Origin of the sequence: Kribbella catacumbae DSM 19601, from assembly GCF_000372465.1 — a bacterium.
Classification (GTDB): domain Bacteria; phylum Actinomycetota; class Actinomycetes; order Propionibacteriales; family Kribbellaceae; genus Kribbella; species Kribbella catacumbae.
This window is the reverse complement of sequence record NZ_AQUZ01000018.1, coordinates 29,696-47,229: the sequence shown is the minus strand read 5'-3', so window position 1 is coordinate 47,229 and position 17,534 is coordinate 29,696. Positions and strand designations below refer to the sequence as shown.

Genomic DNA, 17,534 nt, shown 5'->3' with positions numbered 1-17,534 from the left:
TGGGCGCGGACCCCGCTCGGCAGCGAAGGAGTTCCCCTGTGAGACGTGGTGCCCGGAGTGGAGTGGTGGTGCTGGCCGCGGTGCTCGGCCTGGCCGCCAGCAGTTGTGGCAACGGGGTGATCGACAAGAGCACGGACGGCGTCCCGCCGGCCGAGGCGACCGGGACGTTACGGGTGCTGATCCCGTCCTTCCCGCCCAGCAACAAGGGCCGGGAGGAGTTCGACAAGGTCGTCGAGGACTTCAAGAAGACCTATCCGAAGATGAAGGTCGAGCCCGACTTCGCGACGTACGGCAACCTGAACGAGAAGATCTCCACCTCGATCGCGGCCGGCATCCCGTACGACGTGATGGTCACCGGCGTCGGCTGGGTGCAGACCTTCGCGTCGAAGCGGCTCTTCGCCGACCTCGGTCCGTACGGAGTGACCCCCGAGGTGATCCAGGACAAGAGCATCGGCGCGATGGTGCCGGCCGCGACGTACGACGGCAAGCTCTACGCCTACCCGATCGTCGCCGACGCCCGGGCGGTCGCGCTCCGGGTCAGCGCCTTCAAGGAGGCCGGGCTGGACCCGGACAGGCCGCCGAAAAACATGACCGAGCTGAAGGCCGCCGCCGAGAAACTGACCAAACGGGACGCCAACGGCACGATCACTCGCTCCGGCTTCGATCTGGCCGCGCCGACCAGCTTCCGCCAGACGTACACGACCCTGCTCGCGTCCACCGGGACGCCGCTGTACCTCGACGGTCAGCCGAACTACAGCAACGCCAAGGGTGTGGAGACGTTGGAGTGGATCAAGTCGATGATCAACAACGTCCAGGTCTACGGCCAGCGCAATGCCGCCCAGCAGCCGCTGGTGTACACCGGTGAGGCAGCGATGGGCATCACCGGCGGGGCCGTCGACTGCTCCGACAAGGGCATCGGTCAGGCCAACTGCGACGACCTGAGGTTCTTCCGGTTCGACAGTGGCAAAGAGGTTCAATTCGTCGGCGGCGACCTGGCTTCGATCGGCTCGCGGGCCCGGCACAAGGACGCGGGCTGGGCCTTCATCCAGTCCCTGACCAAGCCGTCGTCGGTCGACGCGATCGCCAAGCTGAACAAGAAGATTCCGGCCTACAAGGACGCGGCGAACTCCCCGCAGGCGAAGTCGAACCCGCTCAGCAAGTTCGTCGCGAGCGGTCTCGAACTCGCCATCTACGAAGGCGGTTCGGCGAACTGGCTGGAGATGCGCGGCAACTTCGACACCCAGCTCACGCAGGCGGTCCTCGGCCAGAAGGATCCCGCCAAGACGCTGGCCAACCTGTCAGGACAGTCCCGATGAGCGCCACGCTGGAACGAACTCCCACTGTCGCCAGTCCCCGTCGGGACGCGCCGGCCAAGGACAGCCGCAAGCTGGTCCGGAGTCAGGTACGGGCCGGCTGGCTGCTGCTCGCGCCGGCCCTGCTGCACTCGGGCATCTTCCTGGTGATCCCGATCATCTTCGCGGTCGCGCTCAGCTTCACCGACTACAGCTTCGGCGACTCCTGGTCCTGGGTCGGCTTCGAGAACTACTCGGTCCTCTTCGGGGACGCGAACTTCCGCGCCGCCTTCGCCAACACCGTGCTGTACGCCGTTGTGGTGATCCCGGTGTCGATGGCGGTCTCGCTGGCGATCGCCCTCGGCCTGAACCAGAAGATCCGCGGGCTCGGCTTCTTCCGGACCGCGTTCTACGTGCCGACGGTGACCGCCACCGTCGCGATCGCCACCATCTGGCTGTGGATCTACAACCCTGGATCGGGTCTGGCGAACGGCTTCCTCAGTCTCTTCGGCTTCGCGCCGAACCAGTGGCTGTCCAACCCTGACACGGCGCTGCCCTCCCTGATGGTGGTCGGCATCTGGCAGGGACTCGGTACGAAGATCATCATCTACCTCGCCGCCTTGCAGGGCGTGTCCCGCGATCTGCAGGAATCGGCCGCGCTGGACGGCGCGAGCCGGTGGCAGCGGTTCGCCAACGTCACCTGGCCGGCCCTGGGCCCCGTGCAGTTCTTCGTCCTCGTCACCTCGATCGTCGGTACCTTCCAGGTCTTCGACCTCGTCTACGTGATGACGGACGGCGGTCCTGGGACCGAGACGATGGTGCTGGTGCTCGACATCTATCAGAACGCGTTCCAGGACCTGCGACTCGGCTTCGCGTCCGCCGAGACGGTGATCTTGATGCTCTTGATCGCGGTGTTCATCGGCCTCGGACGCCTGCTACAGAAGGCGGATGTCAATGACTAGCGCAACGGTGACCGGCCCGATCGCCGGTTCGAAGGCGCCGGGCCTGCGGGTCGGCCGCGTGCTCCTGTACGTCGCGCTGTGCCTCGGCGCGCTGGTGATGATCACGCCGTTCGTGTGGATGGTGCTGACCGCCTTCAAGAGCGACCTGGAGATCGCGAAGTTCTCCTGGCTGCCGGGCGAACTGCGCTGGCGCAACTTCGTCGAGGCGATGCAGACCGCGCCGTTCCTGCGGTACTTCCGCAACAGCCTGTTCATCGCCATCGGCGAGACCGCGTTCACCCTGGCGGTCTGTACTACGGCCGGCTACGCGCTGGCCAAGCTGCCGATCCGCGGCTCCAAGGCGCTGCTGAGCTACTTCATCCTGCTGCTCCTGGTGCCGTTCCAGATCATCTTGGTGCCGCTGTTCCTGATCGTGAAGTCGATCCCGCTGTTCGGCGGCAACAACATCCTCGGCCAGGGTGGTATCGGCTGGCTGAACTCCTGGTGGGGTCTGATCATCCCGCTCGGTGCCGCGCCGTTGTTCACCTTCCTGGCCAGGCAGTTCTACGTGTCGCTCCCGAACGAGCTGGCGCAGGCGGCCCGGGTCGACGGGCTCGGTGAGTTCGGCATCTTCTGGCGGATCATGACGCCGCTGATCAAACCGGCCCTGATCACCATCTGCGTGTTCCAGATCGAGGCCGCCTGGAACGCCTTCCTCTGGCCGCTGATGATCACCACGTCGGACGAGATGCGGCCGTTGCAACTGGGGCTGGCGATCTTCGCCCAGAACCCGGCCGAGGTGCAGTGGCCCTATCTGATGGCGGGGACGGCGCTCGCGACGTTGCCGATGATCGTGATGTTCATCTTCGCCCAGAAGCGCTTCGTCGAAGGAATGGCCAACGTGGGCATCAAGGGGTAGGAATTCCCCTCCGCAGGTGCTCGCCCCGCCCCGGGCGAGCACCTGCCAGGGCCCCCTCCAAAATCACCAGCGCTCCCGAGGAAACACCGGAGCGTCCACTTGCCCCCCTCAAGACCAGGCCGCTCAACCTTTTATCGTCACAACCTCAGGGCCGTTACAGCTTTTCTCCACTATTTCGAAGATTGCCCGCACTTTTTCCGGTGAACCACCCTTTCCACAACAATTCCACTACTCATTGAACGGGCAAGTTAACTGTCCGTAATCAAACTCCGCGAATTCCCGTACGCCGGATTAGCCGCACCCCACGCTGGGCACCGAACCGCCGATGCGAGTTCTCACGATGAACGTCCAGCACGACGCGGGCGACCCCCGCCGTACCGGCCTGATCAACGCCGAGCTCCGGCGTACGGCGCCTGATCTGGTGACCTTGCAAGAGGTCTGCCATCCAGGCGACCAGTTGGCCGAACTGACGGCCGGTACCGGCTTGGTGCACACCACCCAGCAGCACGAACTCATCGGCCCGTCCGGATTCGGCCACGGAACGGCGCTGGCCACCCGCTGGCCGCATCGCATTCTGGAGGTGAGCGAGCATCGCGGCGACCCCCATTGGTGGACGGTCGTCGCCGCGGTGGAAATCCCAGACCGCGGCGACCAGCTCTTTATCGTCCCCACCACGCCTTGGAAGCTGGAGCACGAAGACGAGCGATTGCGGCAGGCTCACGACCTCACCGCACTCGACGCCCGCCACCAGGCCATTCTCCCGACGATCGTCGCCGGCGACTTCAACGCAGCACCCGATTCACCGACCATGAGCTACCTCAGCCGGTACTACGACGACGCGTGGACCGCGGCAGGCGACGGCCCAGGCGACACCTGGACCGTCGACAACCCGGTCGCAGCCCTCGAGATCACCAAGCTGCTCGGCGACCCCACCCACCACCGCCGAATCGACTACATCCTCACCCTGGCGCGAATCACCTCAGCCCAACTGATCGGCGCCCACCCCATCAACGGCACCTGGCTAAGCGACCACTACGGCGTACTGGCCGACCTCACCTGACCCAGATGCGTGTGGACGATGCCTGGGATCAGGGAGGTGGGGTTGGGGTCTAGGAGGTCCAGGGCGTTGGTGAGGGTGAGGGTGGCCAGGCCGTGGAGGTTGGTCCAGAGGGTGATGGTTTTGGTGGGTGGGTCGGTGGCGCCGGTTTGTTCGATCAGAGCGGTGATGGTGGCGAGCAGGGGGAGTGAGGTCTCGCGGAGGTTGCCGCCGGCGTTGGCGAGGAGGTCGTGCCGGAAGATCAGCTGGAACATCGCCGGGCGTTCCTGGGCGAACTCCAGATAACGCACCCCGAGCTCGACCAACTGCTCCTCGGCCGTGGCGCCGGCTGTCGGCGTACGGAGTCGAGTGGCCAGGTCGGCCAGGCCGGTAGCTGCGATGGCGGCCAGCAAGGCGTTGTGGGTGGGGAAGTAGCGCCGCGGTGCGCCGTGCGAGACGCCGGTACGCCGGGTGATCGCGCGCAACGAGAGTTCGGCCAGGCCCTCCTCCTCGAGGAGTTCGACGCCGGCCGCGACGAGTCTGTCCTGCAGTGAGTCCACGGTAGACATTGTCTAACACTCTGCCGTAGGCAGTGTCTACGATGCCTAGTAGACACTGTCTACGCCGGAGGTATCGCATGTGGTACTACCTGTTCAAGTACGCCCTCGCCGGCCCGGTACTGCTCCTGCTCGGCCGCCCCACGATCGAGGGCGCCGAGCACATCCCGCGCAGGGGCCCGGTGATCCTGGCCGGCAATCACCTCGCGGTGGCCGACTCCTTCTACCTGTGCCTGTTGGTGCGCAGGCGGATCACGTTCATAGCGAAGAGCGAGTTCTTCACCACCGGCGGACTCAAGGGCCGCTTCCTGCGCTGGTTCTTCACCGCCATGGGCCAGGTCCCGGTCGACCGCTCCGGTGGTAAAGCCGCGCAAAACGCCCTGAACACCGCGACGGCGATCCTCGAAGCAGGCGGCGTCTGGGGCATCTACCCCGAAGGCACCCGCTCCCGCGACGGCCGCCTGTACCGCGGCAGGACGGGCGCGATGCGAGTTGCCCTCGCCACCGGCGCACCCGTAGTACCGGTGATCGTCAGTGGTACGGAGACGGTCAATCCAGTCGGCTCCAGGCTCTGGCGTTTCGGCAAGGTGCACCTGACCATCGGCGAGCCGCTCGACCTGTCGCCCTACCTTTCCCGCCCGATAAATCAGCAAGCGGCCCGCGCCGCCACCGACTATCTGATGCAGGTTCTGCAGCAGTATTCCGCTCAGCAGTACGTCGATCACTACGCCGGTCGTCAAGCCTCTTGAACGTTCCATTCCGAGGGGCGATCAAAGGCCTACTCCACGTATATGATTCGCCACGTGGTGGGGCTAACCGATGGGGTCGAACAGCTGCTTGGCCGGCCGCCGCATTTCATGAACGCGTGCCTCGTCGACGACGTCCTGGTCGACGCCGGTACTCCGGCCGCCGCGCGGCGGATCCTGCGCCAGCTTCGCGACCGGCAGGTCGGCGCCCATGTGGTGACCCACGCACATCCTGACCACTTCGGCTCCAGCCACGCGGTCTGCGAGGCGCTCGGCGTGCCGTTGTGGACCGGACTGCGCGACGCCGAGGCGATCGAGACGGCCGGGATCGGCAAGACCCGGCTCGTCGACGAGGCTCGCGCGCTGGCCAAGGACCGTGGATTCGTCCGGATGCAGGCGACCGGCGACGAACTCGAGCCGCCGCCGTTGGGGCCCATGCCGGCCTTGTAGCCGAGCCACCCGAGCCATGCCGTCACCGGGTCGTAGTCGGCCGGTACTGCGGGGTCGTACTCCGTCAGCAACTGCCCGTTGGGCGTGATCCGCATCGGCAGGCCCTTGTGCTCGCCGAGGTAGAACATCGCGTTGTAGAGCGAGGCGGGCCCACAGTGGCTGTTGCCCTTGGCGGCCAGGTGGGTGCGGAACTGGTCGACATCAGTCACGTCGCACAGATTCACGGCGTACTGCGTGCCGGTGGTGTCCCGCTGCTCGGCGCAGAGCGGCGCGATCGGGAGCTGGTCGGCGTGGGCGGCAGTGGTCGGGAAGATGGCCGCGGCGGCGGTAAGGCCGGCGAGAAGGGAGAGGCTGTAGCGCTTCATTTCGGTGGAACCCCCAGGTCTTGAACTCGGTGACTGACTCGGTAGTGACAACTCTGTCCGCCACCGCACCTGAGGGCATGAGGGTCAATCCCTCATCCTTCGTCCTGGGGGGTTCTGGGGGGAAGCAGGTTTACCTGACCAGGCCGGGCGGTTAGTCTTTCCCCCGTGACTGCCGGGTCGGCCTTGAGCCATTCACCGATTGGGTCCCCGGCTGCGTTCTGAGCGCCGGTGGGGCCGCTAGGGCTCCTCCTCTTTCTCTGTTCTTCCGGTCCTGAGTTTCCTTTTCAGCCAGAAAGCAGAGAGAACCCTGAACAGTTTCACCCAGCAGATCATCGAGGAGTTCCGCGCCAACGCCGGTCGCGTCGGCGGCCCGTTCGACGGCGCGCGGTTGCTGCTCCTCACCACCACCGGAGCCCGCTCCGGCAAGCCCCACACGGCGGTCCTCGGGTACTACCCCGACACCTCCGACCGCATCCTCATCGTCGGCTCAGCCGGCGGCGGCCCCAAGCACCCCGACTGGTACCACAACCTGCTCGCCAACCCCCGCGTCACCGTCGAGGACGGCCTCCACACCTACCAGGCCGACGCCGTCGTACTGCGGGACGCCGAGCGCGACGAGATCTTCGACCGCCTGGTCGAGGCCGATCCGGGCTGGGGCAAGTACCAGGCCGACACCACCCGCATCCTCCCGGTGGTGGCTCTCACCGCGGCAACCACCGGCCCACCGCCCGCCACCCTCACGCTCCGGATGATCCACGACGCCTTCCGCCACGAACTCACCCTGATCCGCAAGGAGGTCGTCACCGCCGCAAGCACCGGCACCACCGCGGGACTAGGCGCCCAACTCCGGATCAACTGCCTGAAGGTCTGCCAGGGCCTGCACTTCCACCACACCCGGGAATCGGGCGGCCTCTTCCCAGCCCTGCTCGCCACCAACCCCGACCTGGCCGGCACCATCGAACGCCTCGACCAGGAGCACGCCCAGATCGCCACCCTGCTCGAAGAACTCCAAACCCTCCTGACCAACACCTCCGCCCTCGACGTCCTCCCCCGCCTGGACACCCTGATCGAAGCCCTCAACCACCACCTCGACTACGAGGAAGACCAACTCCTCCCCCTCCTCGGCCAGTAATCGAGTAGGCGTTCCGGCCTGGGTGTGGATTCTTAGGAGTACACTTCTTAAAAGTACAGTCCTAAGAAATGGGAGGACGTGTGCCCAGGTCTGCGGCCAAGCCTGATCACATCTTCGGCCGGGACGCCGAGTGGGCGGGGCTCGTCTCGTTCGCGACCCGGCCGCTGCCGCACGCCATGCTCGGCGTGGTCGGCGGCCGGCGGCGGATGGGCAAGACGTACCTCCTTCGCGCCCTCGTCCAGCAGCAAGAGGGGTTCTACTTCGCGGCCACTGCCGCGACGGCCGGAGAGTCCCTTCGCCAGTTCGGAGCGGCTCTTGCCGCCCAGGCGGGATCGCCCTCACCCTTCTCCTTCGCGAACTGGGACGACGCGATCAGCTACTTGTTCGGCCTGGCGACGCCGGGCCGTCCTTTCCTGGTCGTGATCGACGAGTTCCCCTACCTGGCGAAGACCGCGCCGGAGTTGCCGTCACTGATCCAGCGCGAGGTCGACCGCTTCCAGCGGGAGGAGAGCTCGATCCGGTTGCTGCTCTGCGGATCCGCGATGTCGGTGATGGGAGGACTGCTCGCCAGTACTGCGCCGCTGCGCGGACGTGCACAACTGGAGTTGGTCGTCCGGCCTTTCGACTACCGCGCCTCGGCCCGGTTCTGGGGGGTTCAGGACGATCCCGCGCTGGCCGCCAGGTTGCACGCCGTGCTGGGTGGCACACCGGCGTACCGGCGTCAGTTCCTGGCCGATGACGCGCCGCGAAGGCTGGACGAGTTCGACGAATGGATCTCCCGAACGGTGCTGTCGCCGTTGAGTCCGCTCTTCCGGGAGGCCCGCTACCTGCTGGCGGCGGAGGCCGATATCCGGGATACCGCCTTGTATCACTCGGTTCTCGCTGCTGTTGCCGGGGGCAACTCGACCCGCGGTGGCATCGCCAACTACATCGGCCGGAAGGCCGTCGACATCTCTCATCCGCTCAACGTGCTCGAGGATGCTCATCTGGTCGAGCACGAAGAGGACATGTTCCGGTCGGGGCGAGCGCAGTACCGGATCACTGAACCGCTGATCAACTTCTACGAGGCGGTGATGCGTCCGGCGTGGGCGCGGCTGGAGTCCGGACAGGGACGCGAGGTGTGGGCGCAGTCGAGTGAGCGGTTCTCGTCCCAGGTCGTGGGACCGCACTTCGAGGCGATGTGTCGCGAGTTCATGCTGGGCCCGGGGTTGGCTCTCGTCGACGCGCCGCTGGGCAAGGTCGGGCGTGGAGTGGTGTCCGACGTGGCGGGCCGCCGGCAGACAGAGATCGATGTCGCGGTGACTGAGGGCGGCAGAGGCGGCGCGCGAGCCGCCCTGCTTGGCGAGGCCAAGTGGGGAAAGAAGATGGGCGTCGAGCATCTCGAGCGCCTGGCCCGGGCTCGTGATGTGCTCGGTGCGCGGGGTATGGACACCACCCGCTGTGTCCTGGCCTGCTTCAGTGGTGCGGGATTCACCGATGCGCTTCAAGCGGCCCGGTCCGATCGGGAGGATGTTCTCCTGGTGGGTATCGGGGACATGTACGCCTGACTTTCCTGGAGGATTTCCGATGCAGTTGGGTGCGATGCAGGTGGACGCCATCAGTGACGGGACGTTCACTGTTCGGCCGGAGTACTTCGGTGCTGAGGGTGATGCTCGGCGGGAGTTTTTTGCGCGGGACGGGTTCGGGTGGTTGCCGATCGGGTGCTTTCTGATTCGTACTGGTGAGCGCACGATCCTGGTCGACGCGGGGATGGGGCCGGATCAGGACGAGCTAGCGCACGGCATGGTGCTCGTCGGTGGGCAGCTGTTCGTCGGGCTCGGTGCGCTGGGGATCGGTGCCGAGGACATCACCGATGTCGTCATCACCCACTTCCACACCGACCACGTCGGCTGGCTCTTCGACCTCGCCGCCGAGCCCGTCTTCCCGAACGCGATCATCTGGTACGGCGCCGCCGACTGGGACTACTTCGTCAACGGCCCCGGCGATATCCGCCCTCACATCCGCGACGGCTTCCTCGCCCAGGCGTCCCGCCAGCACCCCTTGACCCACGACGCCACGGTCACGCCCGGTGTCACCGCAGTACTGACTCCCGGCCACACACCAGGCCATCTGTGCGTCTCCCTGGAGTCCGGACCCGACCGGCTCCTGCTGCTGGGCGACGCCATCACCTGCCCCATCCAACTGGTCGAACCCACCTGGCACTCGTACGGCGACGTAGACCCAACCACCGCCGAGCAAACCCGCCAACGCCTCCGGGCCGAGCTGGAAACCACCCCTGGCGTAGGCGCTCATTTCCCCGCCCTGAGCGCAGGTCAACTCCTGCTGCCTGACCAGTGGCTGCCTCGAACCGGGAAGTAGTCGTCACCGAGCCGTGACCTGCGCCGCCCTTCCGTCTGCGGTGACTGCGTGTAACTCTCGGAACAGTGGCCTGTCTGGCCACCTTCCTGTGGGGGGAAGTTCACGGTACGGATTCCTGGGGGGATCATGTTCCGTCAGCTGTTCGGGTCGACCGCCGCCGCTTTGTTGCTCTCGGCCACTATCGTGCCGGCCGCTGTGTCGCTCGTGAGTGCCAATGTGACCATTGCGGCGTCCGCGGGGGCGAGTGGCACGACGACCCTGAGTTATCGGGCGACGGTGACTCGGGCCGGGACGGTGCGGGACATCGTTGTGTCGGTGCCTGCTGGCTCGACCGGGCAGATCACCTCGATCAACGGGACGGTCAGCACGGTGTCGCCCGGCGTACTGCGGTGGCGACCGAGCAACACTGTTGTCGTGGCCGTAGGGGCGCGGTTCTCCATTCCGCTTTATGGGTTGCGACTGCCTAGTGGTGGACCGTGGAGCCTTGCTTTCAAGGCGACTGGTACCACCGGCGCGATTCTGTCCTCCGGCAACGGGACTTTGGCGCTGCCGGCGAATGTACTGATCCTTGCGAGCAACCCGATCCCGGGACAAAAAACGACCCTCACGTACGCCGGTACGCTGGCCCGCGCCGGCGTCCTGGCCGCGGTGCGGATGCAGTTGCCGGCGGGAGCGTCAGGCGCCGTCACGAGCATCAACGGCACGCTGACCACCTCTGGCGGCTACGCGACCTGGAAGCCCCGTACTCCGATCAGCGTCGGCGCCGGCGCTCGGCTGTCCATCCCGATCTACGGGGTGGTGCTGTCGAAGTACGGCGGGATCCTGACGCTGGCGATGTCGGCCTCGGCCTCGACGGGCGTGAGCTTGATGTCCGGCTCCGCCACCTTGGCGCTGATCGCACCCCCGGCCGCCATGCCGCCGGTACCGGTCAACGCGATGCCGAGTGTCAGGCTCGGTTGTCCGTCGAGCTGGCCGTCGACCGTGGTGGAGAACGTGCGGCCGGGCACCGCCGATTGGGTGATTCCATCCTCGATGAACGGAGCGCTGGCTGCCTACCTCACCCAGACGTCGGCCACTTGCGGAGACGTCGTCGATATCAAGGTGACGTCTGGCAATCCCGTCAGCATCGTGGCGTACCGGATGGGCTACTACCAAGGCCTTGGCGCTCGGGAGATCTGGCGCCAGGACGGCGTACCGACGGTGGTTCAGGCGGCTCCGACCACGGGCGGCACCGCCAATGGCAACAGCCTGCGGATGACGTCCGCGGCGCACTGGACGACGACCGCGAGCATCCCGGTGAACGCGACCTGGGTGCCCGGTGTCTATCTCATCAAGGTCAGCGGCGGCGGGGCGGCGGCGTACGCGCCGCTGACGATCCGCGATGACAGCGGGACGAAGCACGACCTGCTGATCCAGCAGGCGACGACGACCTGGGAGGCCTACAACACCTACGGGGGCATCGGCTTCTACAGCGGCGGCGTGACCGGCGGCTCGGGCCGGCTCAGCTCCGACCGCCCGTACGCCGAGGGGCAGGGGTCTGGGCAATTTCTCCCGCTGGAGCAGGGATTGGTGTTCTGGGCCGAGTCGAAGGGGCTCGACGTCACGTACTGGACCAACCACGACCTGGACGAGTACGGCGGGCAACTGCCCGATCGCGCTGGGACGGTTTTCCTGCCTGCGCATGACGAGTACTTCTCGCTGCCGATGCGGGCGGCCCTTAGCCAGGCGATCAACAGTGGTGTGAATGTGGCGAATCTTGGTGCCAATACGGCGTACCGGCGGATCACTTTCACCAACGACAGCAGGCGAACCTGGGATATCGACCGGTACGCGGACGGGTACAACTCGACCACCTGGCGGTATCTGGGGGATGGGTATGCCTCGCAACCGCTGCTGGGCGCCGAGTACGTGTGCGCCGTCCTAGCAAGCACACTGACCACGGGCACCAGCTGGGTTTTCGACGGAGTCGCTCCAGGGACCGCTCTACCCGGCTTCGTCGCAGGCGAGATCGACTACGCCCAACCGGGTCTGTACCAGCACCCTGGCCAGACGACCGCCGCAAGCTCCACCGGCACGTGCCGCACGAGCGGCAAAGCAGCACCCATGCACATGACGACGTACACCGCACCCTCCGGAGCCCGCGTCCTCAACGGCTCAACCTTCGCGTTCGCCTGCTTCCTCGTCGCCCGCTGCCCGTCCAACTGGACCGTCCCAACCCCATCCCCGGCCTCCCAGCTAGCGGTCGGCAAGATCGTCGCCAACATCGCCGAATGGGTCAGCCACGGCCAAATCGCAGTACCAGCCGACACCACCATCGCCCAGGTGCGCGCCGCAGTCCCCAAACAAAAACTCGAAGTCCACACACAGCCCTAGAAGCCAGAACGAAAGGTGGGCCGGCCGCGATTGCGACCGACCCACCTGGTGTTTCGTCTCTCAGACGGCCGGAATGGTGCCCTGACCAGGTGGAAGCTGGTCGGTCGGCCGCTCGGAGAGTGGCGGAGGATACGAGATTCGAACTCGTGAGGGGTTGCCCCCAACACGCTTTCCAATTCCTTGGACTGATGTTCAGGATGCCTTGTGGGCGTTCGCGTCGCCTAGGCGGAACGCTCATCGAACGTCTGTGAACGGTGGTGAACGGCGACGAATGAGACCAAACTGAGACCAATCCAGGTGCGCCTAGACCCGTAGTCGGCAGCCTCGACGGTCCGAGGTAAACATGTCGTGGGCGGCTGACGGGAGTCGGCCACCACCCTCAGCTTGGGAACTGAATTGTCCAGCTCGCGGCGCTGACGTCTCCGCTCGATTTTCGGGGCTGTGACCGCGGTTGACCGCCGGTGGCCACGTGAGATTTTCCGATCGGGCACGAATCGGTGCAACGCGTTGGACAGGCTGTGCCGTCCAACCAATGGAGAGAGTCTCGGGACGTTTCAGACGTGCCGACAGCACGGCCAGGACCTAGTAGAGGTACAGGGCGGCATTACGCCTGAGCGGTGGTCTAGTCCAACGGGCTTTGCGCGGGTAGCGTGCAAGCATTCTGTGGTTAGGGGCCGAGATGATGCGGCGAATCTCAGCTGGCGTGCTGGCGGTGCTGGCGGTGGGGGCGGCGATGGTGTCGCCTCCTGCTGTTAGCGCGGCTCCGGGGGATGATGATCCCGGGTACGGTCTGTACCCGGGGCGGGATGAGCTTCTGCGGTTGAAGGGTTGCGCTGACTGCGTGACTGATCAGCCGGTGAAGATCGACATCACCGGTACGGCGGACCGTCAGGCGCAGATCGACTCGATTGCGGAGTTGCTGAGCAAGGGGCCTGTGCCGGATGGTGGCTTGAGTTGGGATGCGGACACGCGGACGGTGGTCGTCCGCCTGGTGGGGGCTGTCGACGGGACGTCGCCTGCGGTAGAGCAGGTGAAGTCCTCGGTCTTGTCCACGGCCAAGGGATTCACCGTGGAATTCCAGTCGGTGAAATATTCCCGGGCCGAACTGGAGCAACTGAGTTATCGGTTGTTCTCGACCACGGATCAGTGGGCTCCTGGTCTCACCGGAGCGGGCGGAGGCTGGAATGCATTCATCAACCGCGTCGAGGTGTGGGTGCCTGCCGAAACAGCAGGGGCCTGGACCGAGCGAGTGCGGGCGCTGAACGACGACAGGATTGTGATCCAAATCTCCACGCTCCCCGCTCCCCCCAACTCAGGCTTGGAAAGCGGAGCTTTGCTGCCCCACGCGTCTGCTGACGCTCAGGACCCAAGTCCGGATGCCAAGTTGGCCGGAGCGACGCAGGGGTCATTGCCGTTGGACGTGACGGGTGACTGGGATTCGTCCGTAGAGCGCGACCGATTACGAAGCATACTGAGGCCTTTGCTGGATTACGACGGCGGCATGATGTGGGATAACTCGACTAAAGCGCTGACCATACAAATGACTTCTGACGACGCCGTCGAGGACGCGCGGAAGCTCGTAGCATCGGCCGCGACGACGCTGCGAATCAGGTTCGCGCGTGTGCAGTATTCCGCGAAGGAGCTGGATGACCTTGCCAACCAGCTCTTGACAAATCAGGTTGAATGGGCGGGGGCTTCAGGCATCGGTGGCGGATTCGATACCCGGTTAAATCGAGTCCTCCTGCAAGTCGATCCGAAATACAAGGATGCCGACGCCCTCATTCACGCTATTGAGAAGCTCAACGATCCGCGCGTTTCCCTCCAGCTCATTGAAGCCGTTGGTGGAGGCCCGGAGAGTTGATTTGATGATCTTGCGGCTTGGACTGCTTGTGCCGTGGGCTATTCCGGCTCGTTCTTCATCAAGATCAATTCCATCAGCTCGATTCGACCAGGGGTCTTGCGTTGGAGCGGGTGACGGGAATCGAACCCGCACTGTCACCTGACTTGTGCCACGTTCGGTGATCTCGGCTGAGCGCAGCGCGTTGACCTGTGGATATGTGCCGCTTGCTGCTCGGATGCGTGCACTAAGCGAGCGTCCTAAGGCTGTCAGTCGTAGCTCCGTACGCGCGCCTGGTGAAAACCATCGGTGCGACCGAGGCCCAGATCGTGAAATTCCTCGCGGCGCGGCTCGCGGGACATCGAGCACATCGGATCGGCGCACGACGACGTTGAGCTGGAGCTGTTGAAGGCTGCCGCGCGCAGCGACGAGCGGCGTGACCAGGTCTTCGCAAGACGTGGCGGAACCTTTGGGTGCTGCCAGCCTGTCTATACGGGTGAGGGGCTCCTGAGGGACAGGTGAGAGATGGCCGGGGACTCGGACTTTAGCGAGTACGTCGCCGCGCGCTGGCCCGGCCTGGTGCGCTCCGCGGTGCTCCTGGGATGCGCGCATGCCGAGGCCGAGGACCTCGTGCAGACAGCCCTCGAACGATGCCTGTTGAAGTGGGGCAAGGTGCAAGCGGCCGAGGACCGGGACGCCTACGTGCACCGAGTCCTGATCAACACCTTCATCTCCGCACGTCGCCGCCGCTGGACGGGTGAGAAACCGGCGGCGGTCATTCCCGACCGGGCCGGCCCCGACCAGACCGCCAGCGTGGACGACACCGACGCAATGATGCGTGCGCTGGACCGGCTGAGCAGCGACCAGCGCGCTGCGGTGGTACTGCGCTACTACGCCCACCTGAGCGAACAGCAGATCGCGTCAATACTCGGCGTCGCCGCAGGCACCGTGAAGAGCCGTCTGTCCCGAGCCGTGAAGGCCCTCGCGCAGGACCCAGACCTGGCAGAACTGCGAGGAACACAATGAACGAATCCAAGCTGACCGAACTCCTCGAACGCGCCGGGGAACGGACAAGCGTCGGGCCACCGCCGATCGACGCGATCCGCGCAGGCGCCACCCGCCTACGTCGTCGTCGCACAGTGGCAGCGTCCGTGACCGCCGCGGCAGCCTTGGTGGCCATGGTCGGTGGGACCGCGCTGGTCGCAACTCACGGCAGGAGCCTGGACAACCCTCCACCTCCTGCCGCCTCCGCCAGCCCGGGGCCGGTGCCTGCCGCGACGCGGCTGCTGGGCATCGGGCATGCTGCTATCGCTGTGCCGAAGGTCTGGGGCACGAACCAGAGCAGCTGCGGTACGCCGAAGAAAGACACGGTTCTTATCGATGACCCGAGTGCCGCGCTCCTCTGTCAGTCGTCCCGCCCCAGCGGTGTCGAGAGTGTGGAGCTGGCGAGTGGCAAGCCACTGCGTTTCGACTTCCACGCCGACGAGACCATCGAGGTCGACGGCGTGCGGGCCGAACGTCAGCGCACACGCTGCACCGATGGCGCGATCAACAACGTCAGGGTCTGCTCAGGCGCGGTGTTCATTCCGTCTCTCGACGTATCATTCCGCGCCGAGTCCTCCACGAACGCCGGCGAGGTCGACCGCATCCTCGAGCGGATCGTCATCGTTCCCGACCGAGTCGGTGTGCCGGAGCCCCTTGAGTTCATCGCACCGAACAACTCACCGGCACTGTCCGGCGAGAAGTATGCGAACAGGCTCACGGCACTGGGCCTGAAACCTAGGATCCAGACCAGGAAGGCTCCCGGCTACAGCCCTGGCGACGTCCTGGCCGTCTCTCTCTCATCGGCGCCCGGCACGATGCTGCCGCTCGGAGCGACAGTGACGATCACCATCGACCAACCCTGAGGCTTCAGCCGCAGCGCCAAACGCCAGGTGGCCCGAGGTCCTGATCCTCTGACCCGGCTGGCACGGACGCAGCCAGGGTGCTCGTAGCAGGCTGGCAGGTATTTTGCGGCGATATGGGATCTTGACGCGCCGTTCCTTGCTGCAGGTGGCTGTCTGCTTCTGTGCTCCCCCGCTCGCCCAGATCACCTGACCAAGCCATGCGCACTAACTTGGCCGAAGTCAGGGACCCCAGGTCAGAAACCTGCATTCGACCTGGGGTCTTGCGTTGGAGCGGGTGACGGGAATCGAACCCGCACTGTCAGCTTGGGAACAGAATTGTCGGTCGCAGTCGGCTCAGCCGGAGCAGCGGCGAGCTGGCCGCCCGGGCTGAATTGACCGCTGTTGACCGGTGGTTCGCACCGAGGACCATCCGATCGGGCAAGCACCTTGTTCCTGGGCTCGGAGCACACAAGCTTCAAAAGCTCGAACCGGAGCACCTGGAAGGTCTGTATCAGCGCATGATCGTGAACGGCAGCAAGGCAGGCACTGCACATCAGGTGCACCGCACAGCCCGAGTCGCCCTGGGCGAAGCGATGAGGAGAGGGCACGTCAAAAGAAATGTCGGCAAGATCGCCAGAGCGCCACGGTTGACGGATGAGGAAATTGAGCCGTACTCGGTCGAAGATGCCCAGCGGATCATGACGGAGGCTGGAGAACACCGAAACAGCGCGCGATGGGCGGTCGCACTCTCGCTCGGCCTGCGACAAGGAGAGGCGCTAGCACTCCGCTGGCCGGACGTTGATCTTGACGCCAAGCAGCTCCGCGTGAAATGGACCTGCCTACGGCCGATCTACGAACACGGGTGTGGCGGGAAGTGCGGTCGATCGGCGGGATACTGCACCAAGAAGGTCCGGGTGAATCCACTGGTAGGTGAGACCAAGAGCCGCGCCGGCAAACGCGTCATCGGTCTGCCGGACGAGCTTGTAGAGCTGCTGCGCGATCACAAGGCAGCCCAGGACGAGGAACGGCGGCGCGCTCGGCAGCTCTGGAATGGGGGCGACTGGGTGTTTGCAGGTCTGACCGGAGAACCGTGAATCCCAACACCGACCACCACGAATGGAAGGCGCTCCTATGTCGAGCTGGCGTCCGAGAATCACGGCTACACGACGCACGGCACACCGCCGCGACGATGCTGCTGGCGCTAGGCGTGCCTGAGCGAGCCGCGATGGGAGTCATGGGCTGGTCCTCAACGTCGATGGCAGCTCGGTACCAGCACATGACTGACCCGATCTGGCGGGACATCGCCAAGCGGCTCGGAGGGTTGCTCTGGGCGGTGCCCAACGAGGACGACCAGGCCTCCGGGAAGGACGGCCCCGATGACGCTGGGGGCGCGTTCCGGTCCCGGCGTAGGAGAACTGAGACCAAAACTGAGACCAAACGACTCCGGGGCGGCTCCCAGATGTGGGAGCCGCCCCGGTTCGTGTTTATCCTCCGAGAGTCTGCAACCACGCTCTGACCTGCGGTTTTGCGACCCTCGGGGAGTGGCGGAGGATACGAGATTCGAACTCGTGAGGGGTTGCCCCCAACACGCTTTCCAATCGCTCAATCCCGTGTTCAGCACTGTTCCCCAAGGGTCGCACAA

At 65.4% G+C, this 17,534-nt stretch carries 17 protein-coding genes; 16 read left to right on the top strand and 1 reads right to left on the bottom strand.

What is annotated here, in order from left to right; all coding sequences use genetic code 11:
- The first annotated feature begins 38 nt into the window (after positions 1-38).
- From A3ES_RS0119730 to A3ES_RS0119715, 4 genes are all read left to right on the top strand, one after another.
- A complete protein-coding gene (locus tag A3ES_RS0119730) occupies positions 39-1,316 on the top strand; it encodes an extracellular solute-binding protein (protein ID WP_157630626.1) in 1,278 nt (425 codons plus the stop codon).
- A complete protein-coding gene (locus A3ES_RS0119725) occupies positions 1,313-2,254 on the top strand; it encodes a carbohydrate ABC transporter permease (RefSeq protein WP_020388566.1) in 942 nt (313 codons plus the stop codon). The genes A3ES_RS0119730 and A3ES_RS0119725 overlap by 4 nt, the downstream gene beginning before the upstream one ends.
- The gene (locus A3ES_RS0119720; RefSeq protein ID WP_026163022.1) at positions 2,247-3,152 is read left to right on the top strand and encodes a carbohydrate ABC transporter permease; all 906 of its coding nucleotides are present in this window, start codon (positions 2,247-2,249) and stop codon (positions 3,150-3,152) included. The genes A3ES_RS0119725 and A3ES_RS0119720 overlap by 8 nt, the downstream gene beginning before the upstream one ends.
- 325 nt (positions 3,153-3,477) lie before the next feature.
- Positions 3,478-4,212 carry an endonuclease/exonuclease/phosphatase family protein gene (locus A3ES_RS0119715; RefSeq protein ID WP_020388564.1) on the top strand — a complete coding sequence of 245 codons (735 nt, stop codon included), beginning with the start codon at positions 3,478-3,480 and terminating at the stop codon, positions 4,210-4,212.
- Here A3ES_RS0119715 and A3ES_RS0119710 read toward each other — a convergent pair.
- Positions 4,185-4,757 carry a TetR/AcrR family transcriptional regulator gene (locus A3ES_RS0119710; protein ID WP_026163021.1) on the bottom strand — a complete coding sequence of 191 codons (573 nt, stop codon included), beginning with the start codon at positions 4,755-4,757 and terminating at the stop codon, positions 4,185-4,187. The genes A3ES_RS0119715 and A3ES_RS0119710 overlap by 28 nt on opposite strands.
- Positions 4,758-4,825: 68 nt before the next feature.
- Between A3ES_RS0119710 and A3ES_RS0119705 the strand changes: the two genes are divergently transcribed.
- From A3ES_RS0119705 to A3ES_RS57110, 12 genes are all read left to right on the top strand, one after another.
- Positions 4,826-5,494, top strand: coding sequence for a lysophospholipid acyltransferase family protein (locus A3ES_RS0119705; RefSeq protein WP_020388562.1), 669 nt, complete (start codon positions 4,826-4,828; stop codon positions 5,492-5,494).
- Between the two features lie 42 nt (positions 5,495-5,536).
- Entirely contained in the window at positions 5,537-5,941 is a 405-nt protein-coding gene (locus A3ES_RS56125; RefSeq protein ID WP_337587768.1) for an MBL fold metallo-hydrolase, read from the top strand.
- Positions 5,942-6,096: 155 nt separating this feature from the next.
- On the top strand, positions 6,097-6,330 hold the full coding sequence (locus A3ES_RS47690) for a hypothetical protein (protein ID WP_040455052.1): 234 nt from the start codon (positions 6,097-6,099) through the stop codon (positions 6,328-6,330).
- Positions 6,331-6,577: 247 nt separating this feature from the next.
- Positions 6,578-7,438 carry a nitroreductase/quinone reductase family protein gene (locus A3ES_RS0119690; RefSeq protein ID WP_337587769.1) on the top strand — a complete coding sequence of 287 codons (861 nt, stop codon included), beginning with the start codon at positions 6,578-6,580 and terminating at the stop codon, positions 7,436-7,438.
- A gap of 80 nt (positions 7,439-7,518) precedes the next feature.
- Positions 7,519-8,985, top strand: coding sequence for an ATP-binding protein (locus A3ES_RS0119685; protein WP_020388558.1), 1,467 nt, complete (start codon positions 7,519-7,521; stop codon positions 8,983-8,985).
- 19 nt (positions 8,986-9,004) lie between these two features.
- Positions 9,005-9,796, top strand: coding sequence for an MBL fold metallo-hydrolase (locus A3ES_RS51345; protein WP_020388557.1), 792 nt, complete (start codon positions 9,005-9,007; stop codon positions 9,794-9,796).
- Between the two features lie 126 nt (positions 9,797-9,922).
- Positions 9,923-12,169: a N,N-dimethylformamidase beta subunit family domain-containing protein gene (locus tag A3ES_RS0119675; RefSeq protein ID WP_020388556.1), complete on the top strand. Its 2,247-nt coding sequence runs from the start codon at positions 9,923-9,925 to the stop codon at positions 12,167-12,169.
- An 841-nt stretch (positions 12,170-13,010) separates the two neighbouring features.
- A complete protein-coding gene (locus tag A3ES_RS0119670; protein WP_157630625.1) occupies positions 13,011-14,030 on the top strand; it encodes a hypothetical protein in 1,020 nt (339 codons plus the stop codon).
- Positions 14,031-14,531: 501 nt separating this feature from the next.
- Positions 14,532-15,032 (top strand): SigE family RNA polymerase sigma factor, encoded by a 501-nt coding sequence (locus A3ES_RS0119665; protein WP_020388554.1) that lies wholly within the window; start codon positions 14,532-14,534, stop codon positions 15,030-15,032.
- Positions 15,029-15,913 carry a PASTA domain-containing protein gene (locus tag A3ES_RS0119660; protein WP_020388553.1) on the top strand — a complete coding sequence of 295 codons (885 nt, stop codon included), beginning with the start codon at positions 15,029-15,031 and terminating at the stop codon, positions 15,911-15,913. The genes A3ES_RS0119665 and A3ES_RS0119660 overlap by 4 nt, the downstream gene beginning before the upstream one ends.
- Positions 15,914-16,806: 893 nt before the next feature.
- Positions 16,807-16,986: a hypothetical protein gene (locus A3ES_RS56935; RefSeq protein ID WP_237745000.1), complete on the top strand. Its 180-nt coding sequence runs from the start codon at positions 16,807-16,809 to the stop codon at positions 16,984-16,986.
- Positions 16,983-17,408, top strand: a complete 426-nt coding sequence (locus A3ES_RS57110; protein ID WP_202806546.1) for a tyrosine-type recombinase/integrase — start codon at positions 16,983-16,985, stop codon at positions 17,406-17,408. The genes A3ES_RS56935 and A3ES_RS57110 overlap by 4 nt, the downstream gene beginning before the upstream one ends.
- Positions 17,409-17,534 lie beyond the last annotated feature (126 nt).

Excerpts from the sequence above, each read along its gene's own strand:
- A3ES_RS0119725 (WP_020388566.1), top strand. The coding sequence starts at position 1,313 with ATGAGCGCCACGCTGGAACGAACTCCCACTGTCGCCAGTCCCCGTCGG.
- A3ES_RS0119660 (WP_020388553.1), top strand. The coding sequence starts at position 15,029 with ATGAACGAATCCAAGCTGACCGAACTCCTCGAACGCGCCGGGGAACGG.
- A3ES_RS56125 (WP_337587768.1), top strand. The coding sequence starts at position 5,537 with ATGATTCGCCACGTGGTGGGGCTAACCGATGGGGTCGAACAGCTGCTT.
- A3ES_RS0119720 (WP_026163022.1), top strand. The coding sequence starts at position 2,247 with ATGACTAGCGCAACGGTGACCGGCCCGATCGCCGGTTCGAAGGCGCCG.
- A3ES_RS0119675 (WP_020388556.1), top strand. The coding sequence starts at position 9,923 with ATGTTCCGTCAGCTGTTCGGGTCGACCGCCGCCGCTTTGTTGCTCTCG.
- A3ES_RS0119710 (WP_026163021.1), bottom strand. The coding sequence starts at position 4,757 with ATGTCTACCGTGGACTCACTGCAGGACAGACTCGTCGCGGCCGGCGTC.
- A3ES_RS51345 (WP_020388557.1), top strand. The coding sequence starts at position 9,005 with ATGCAGTTGGGTGCGATGCAGGTGGACGCCATCAGTGACGGGACGTTC.
- A3ES_RS0119665 (WP_020388554.1), top strand. The coding sequence starts at position 14,532 with ATGGCCGGGGACTCGGACTTTAGCGAGTACGTCGCCGCGCGCTGGCCC.
- A3ES_RS0119715 (WP_020388564.1), top strand. The coding sequence starts at position 3,478 with ATGCGAGTTCTCACGATGAACGTCCAGCACGACGCGGGCGACCCCCGC.
- A3ES_RS0119705 (WP_020388562.1), top strand. The coding sequence starts at position 4,826 with ATGTGGTACTACCTGTTCAAGTACGCCCTCGCCGGCCCGGTACTGCTC.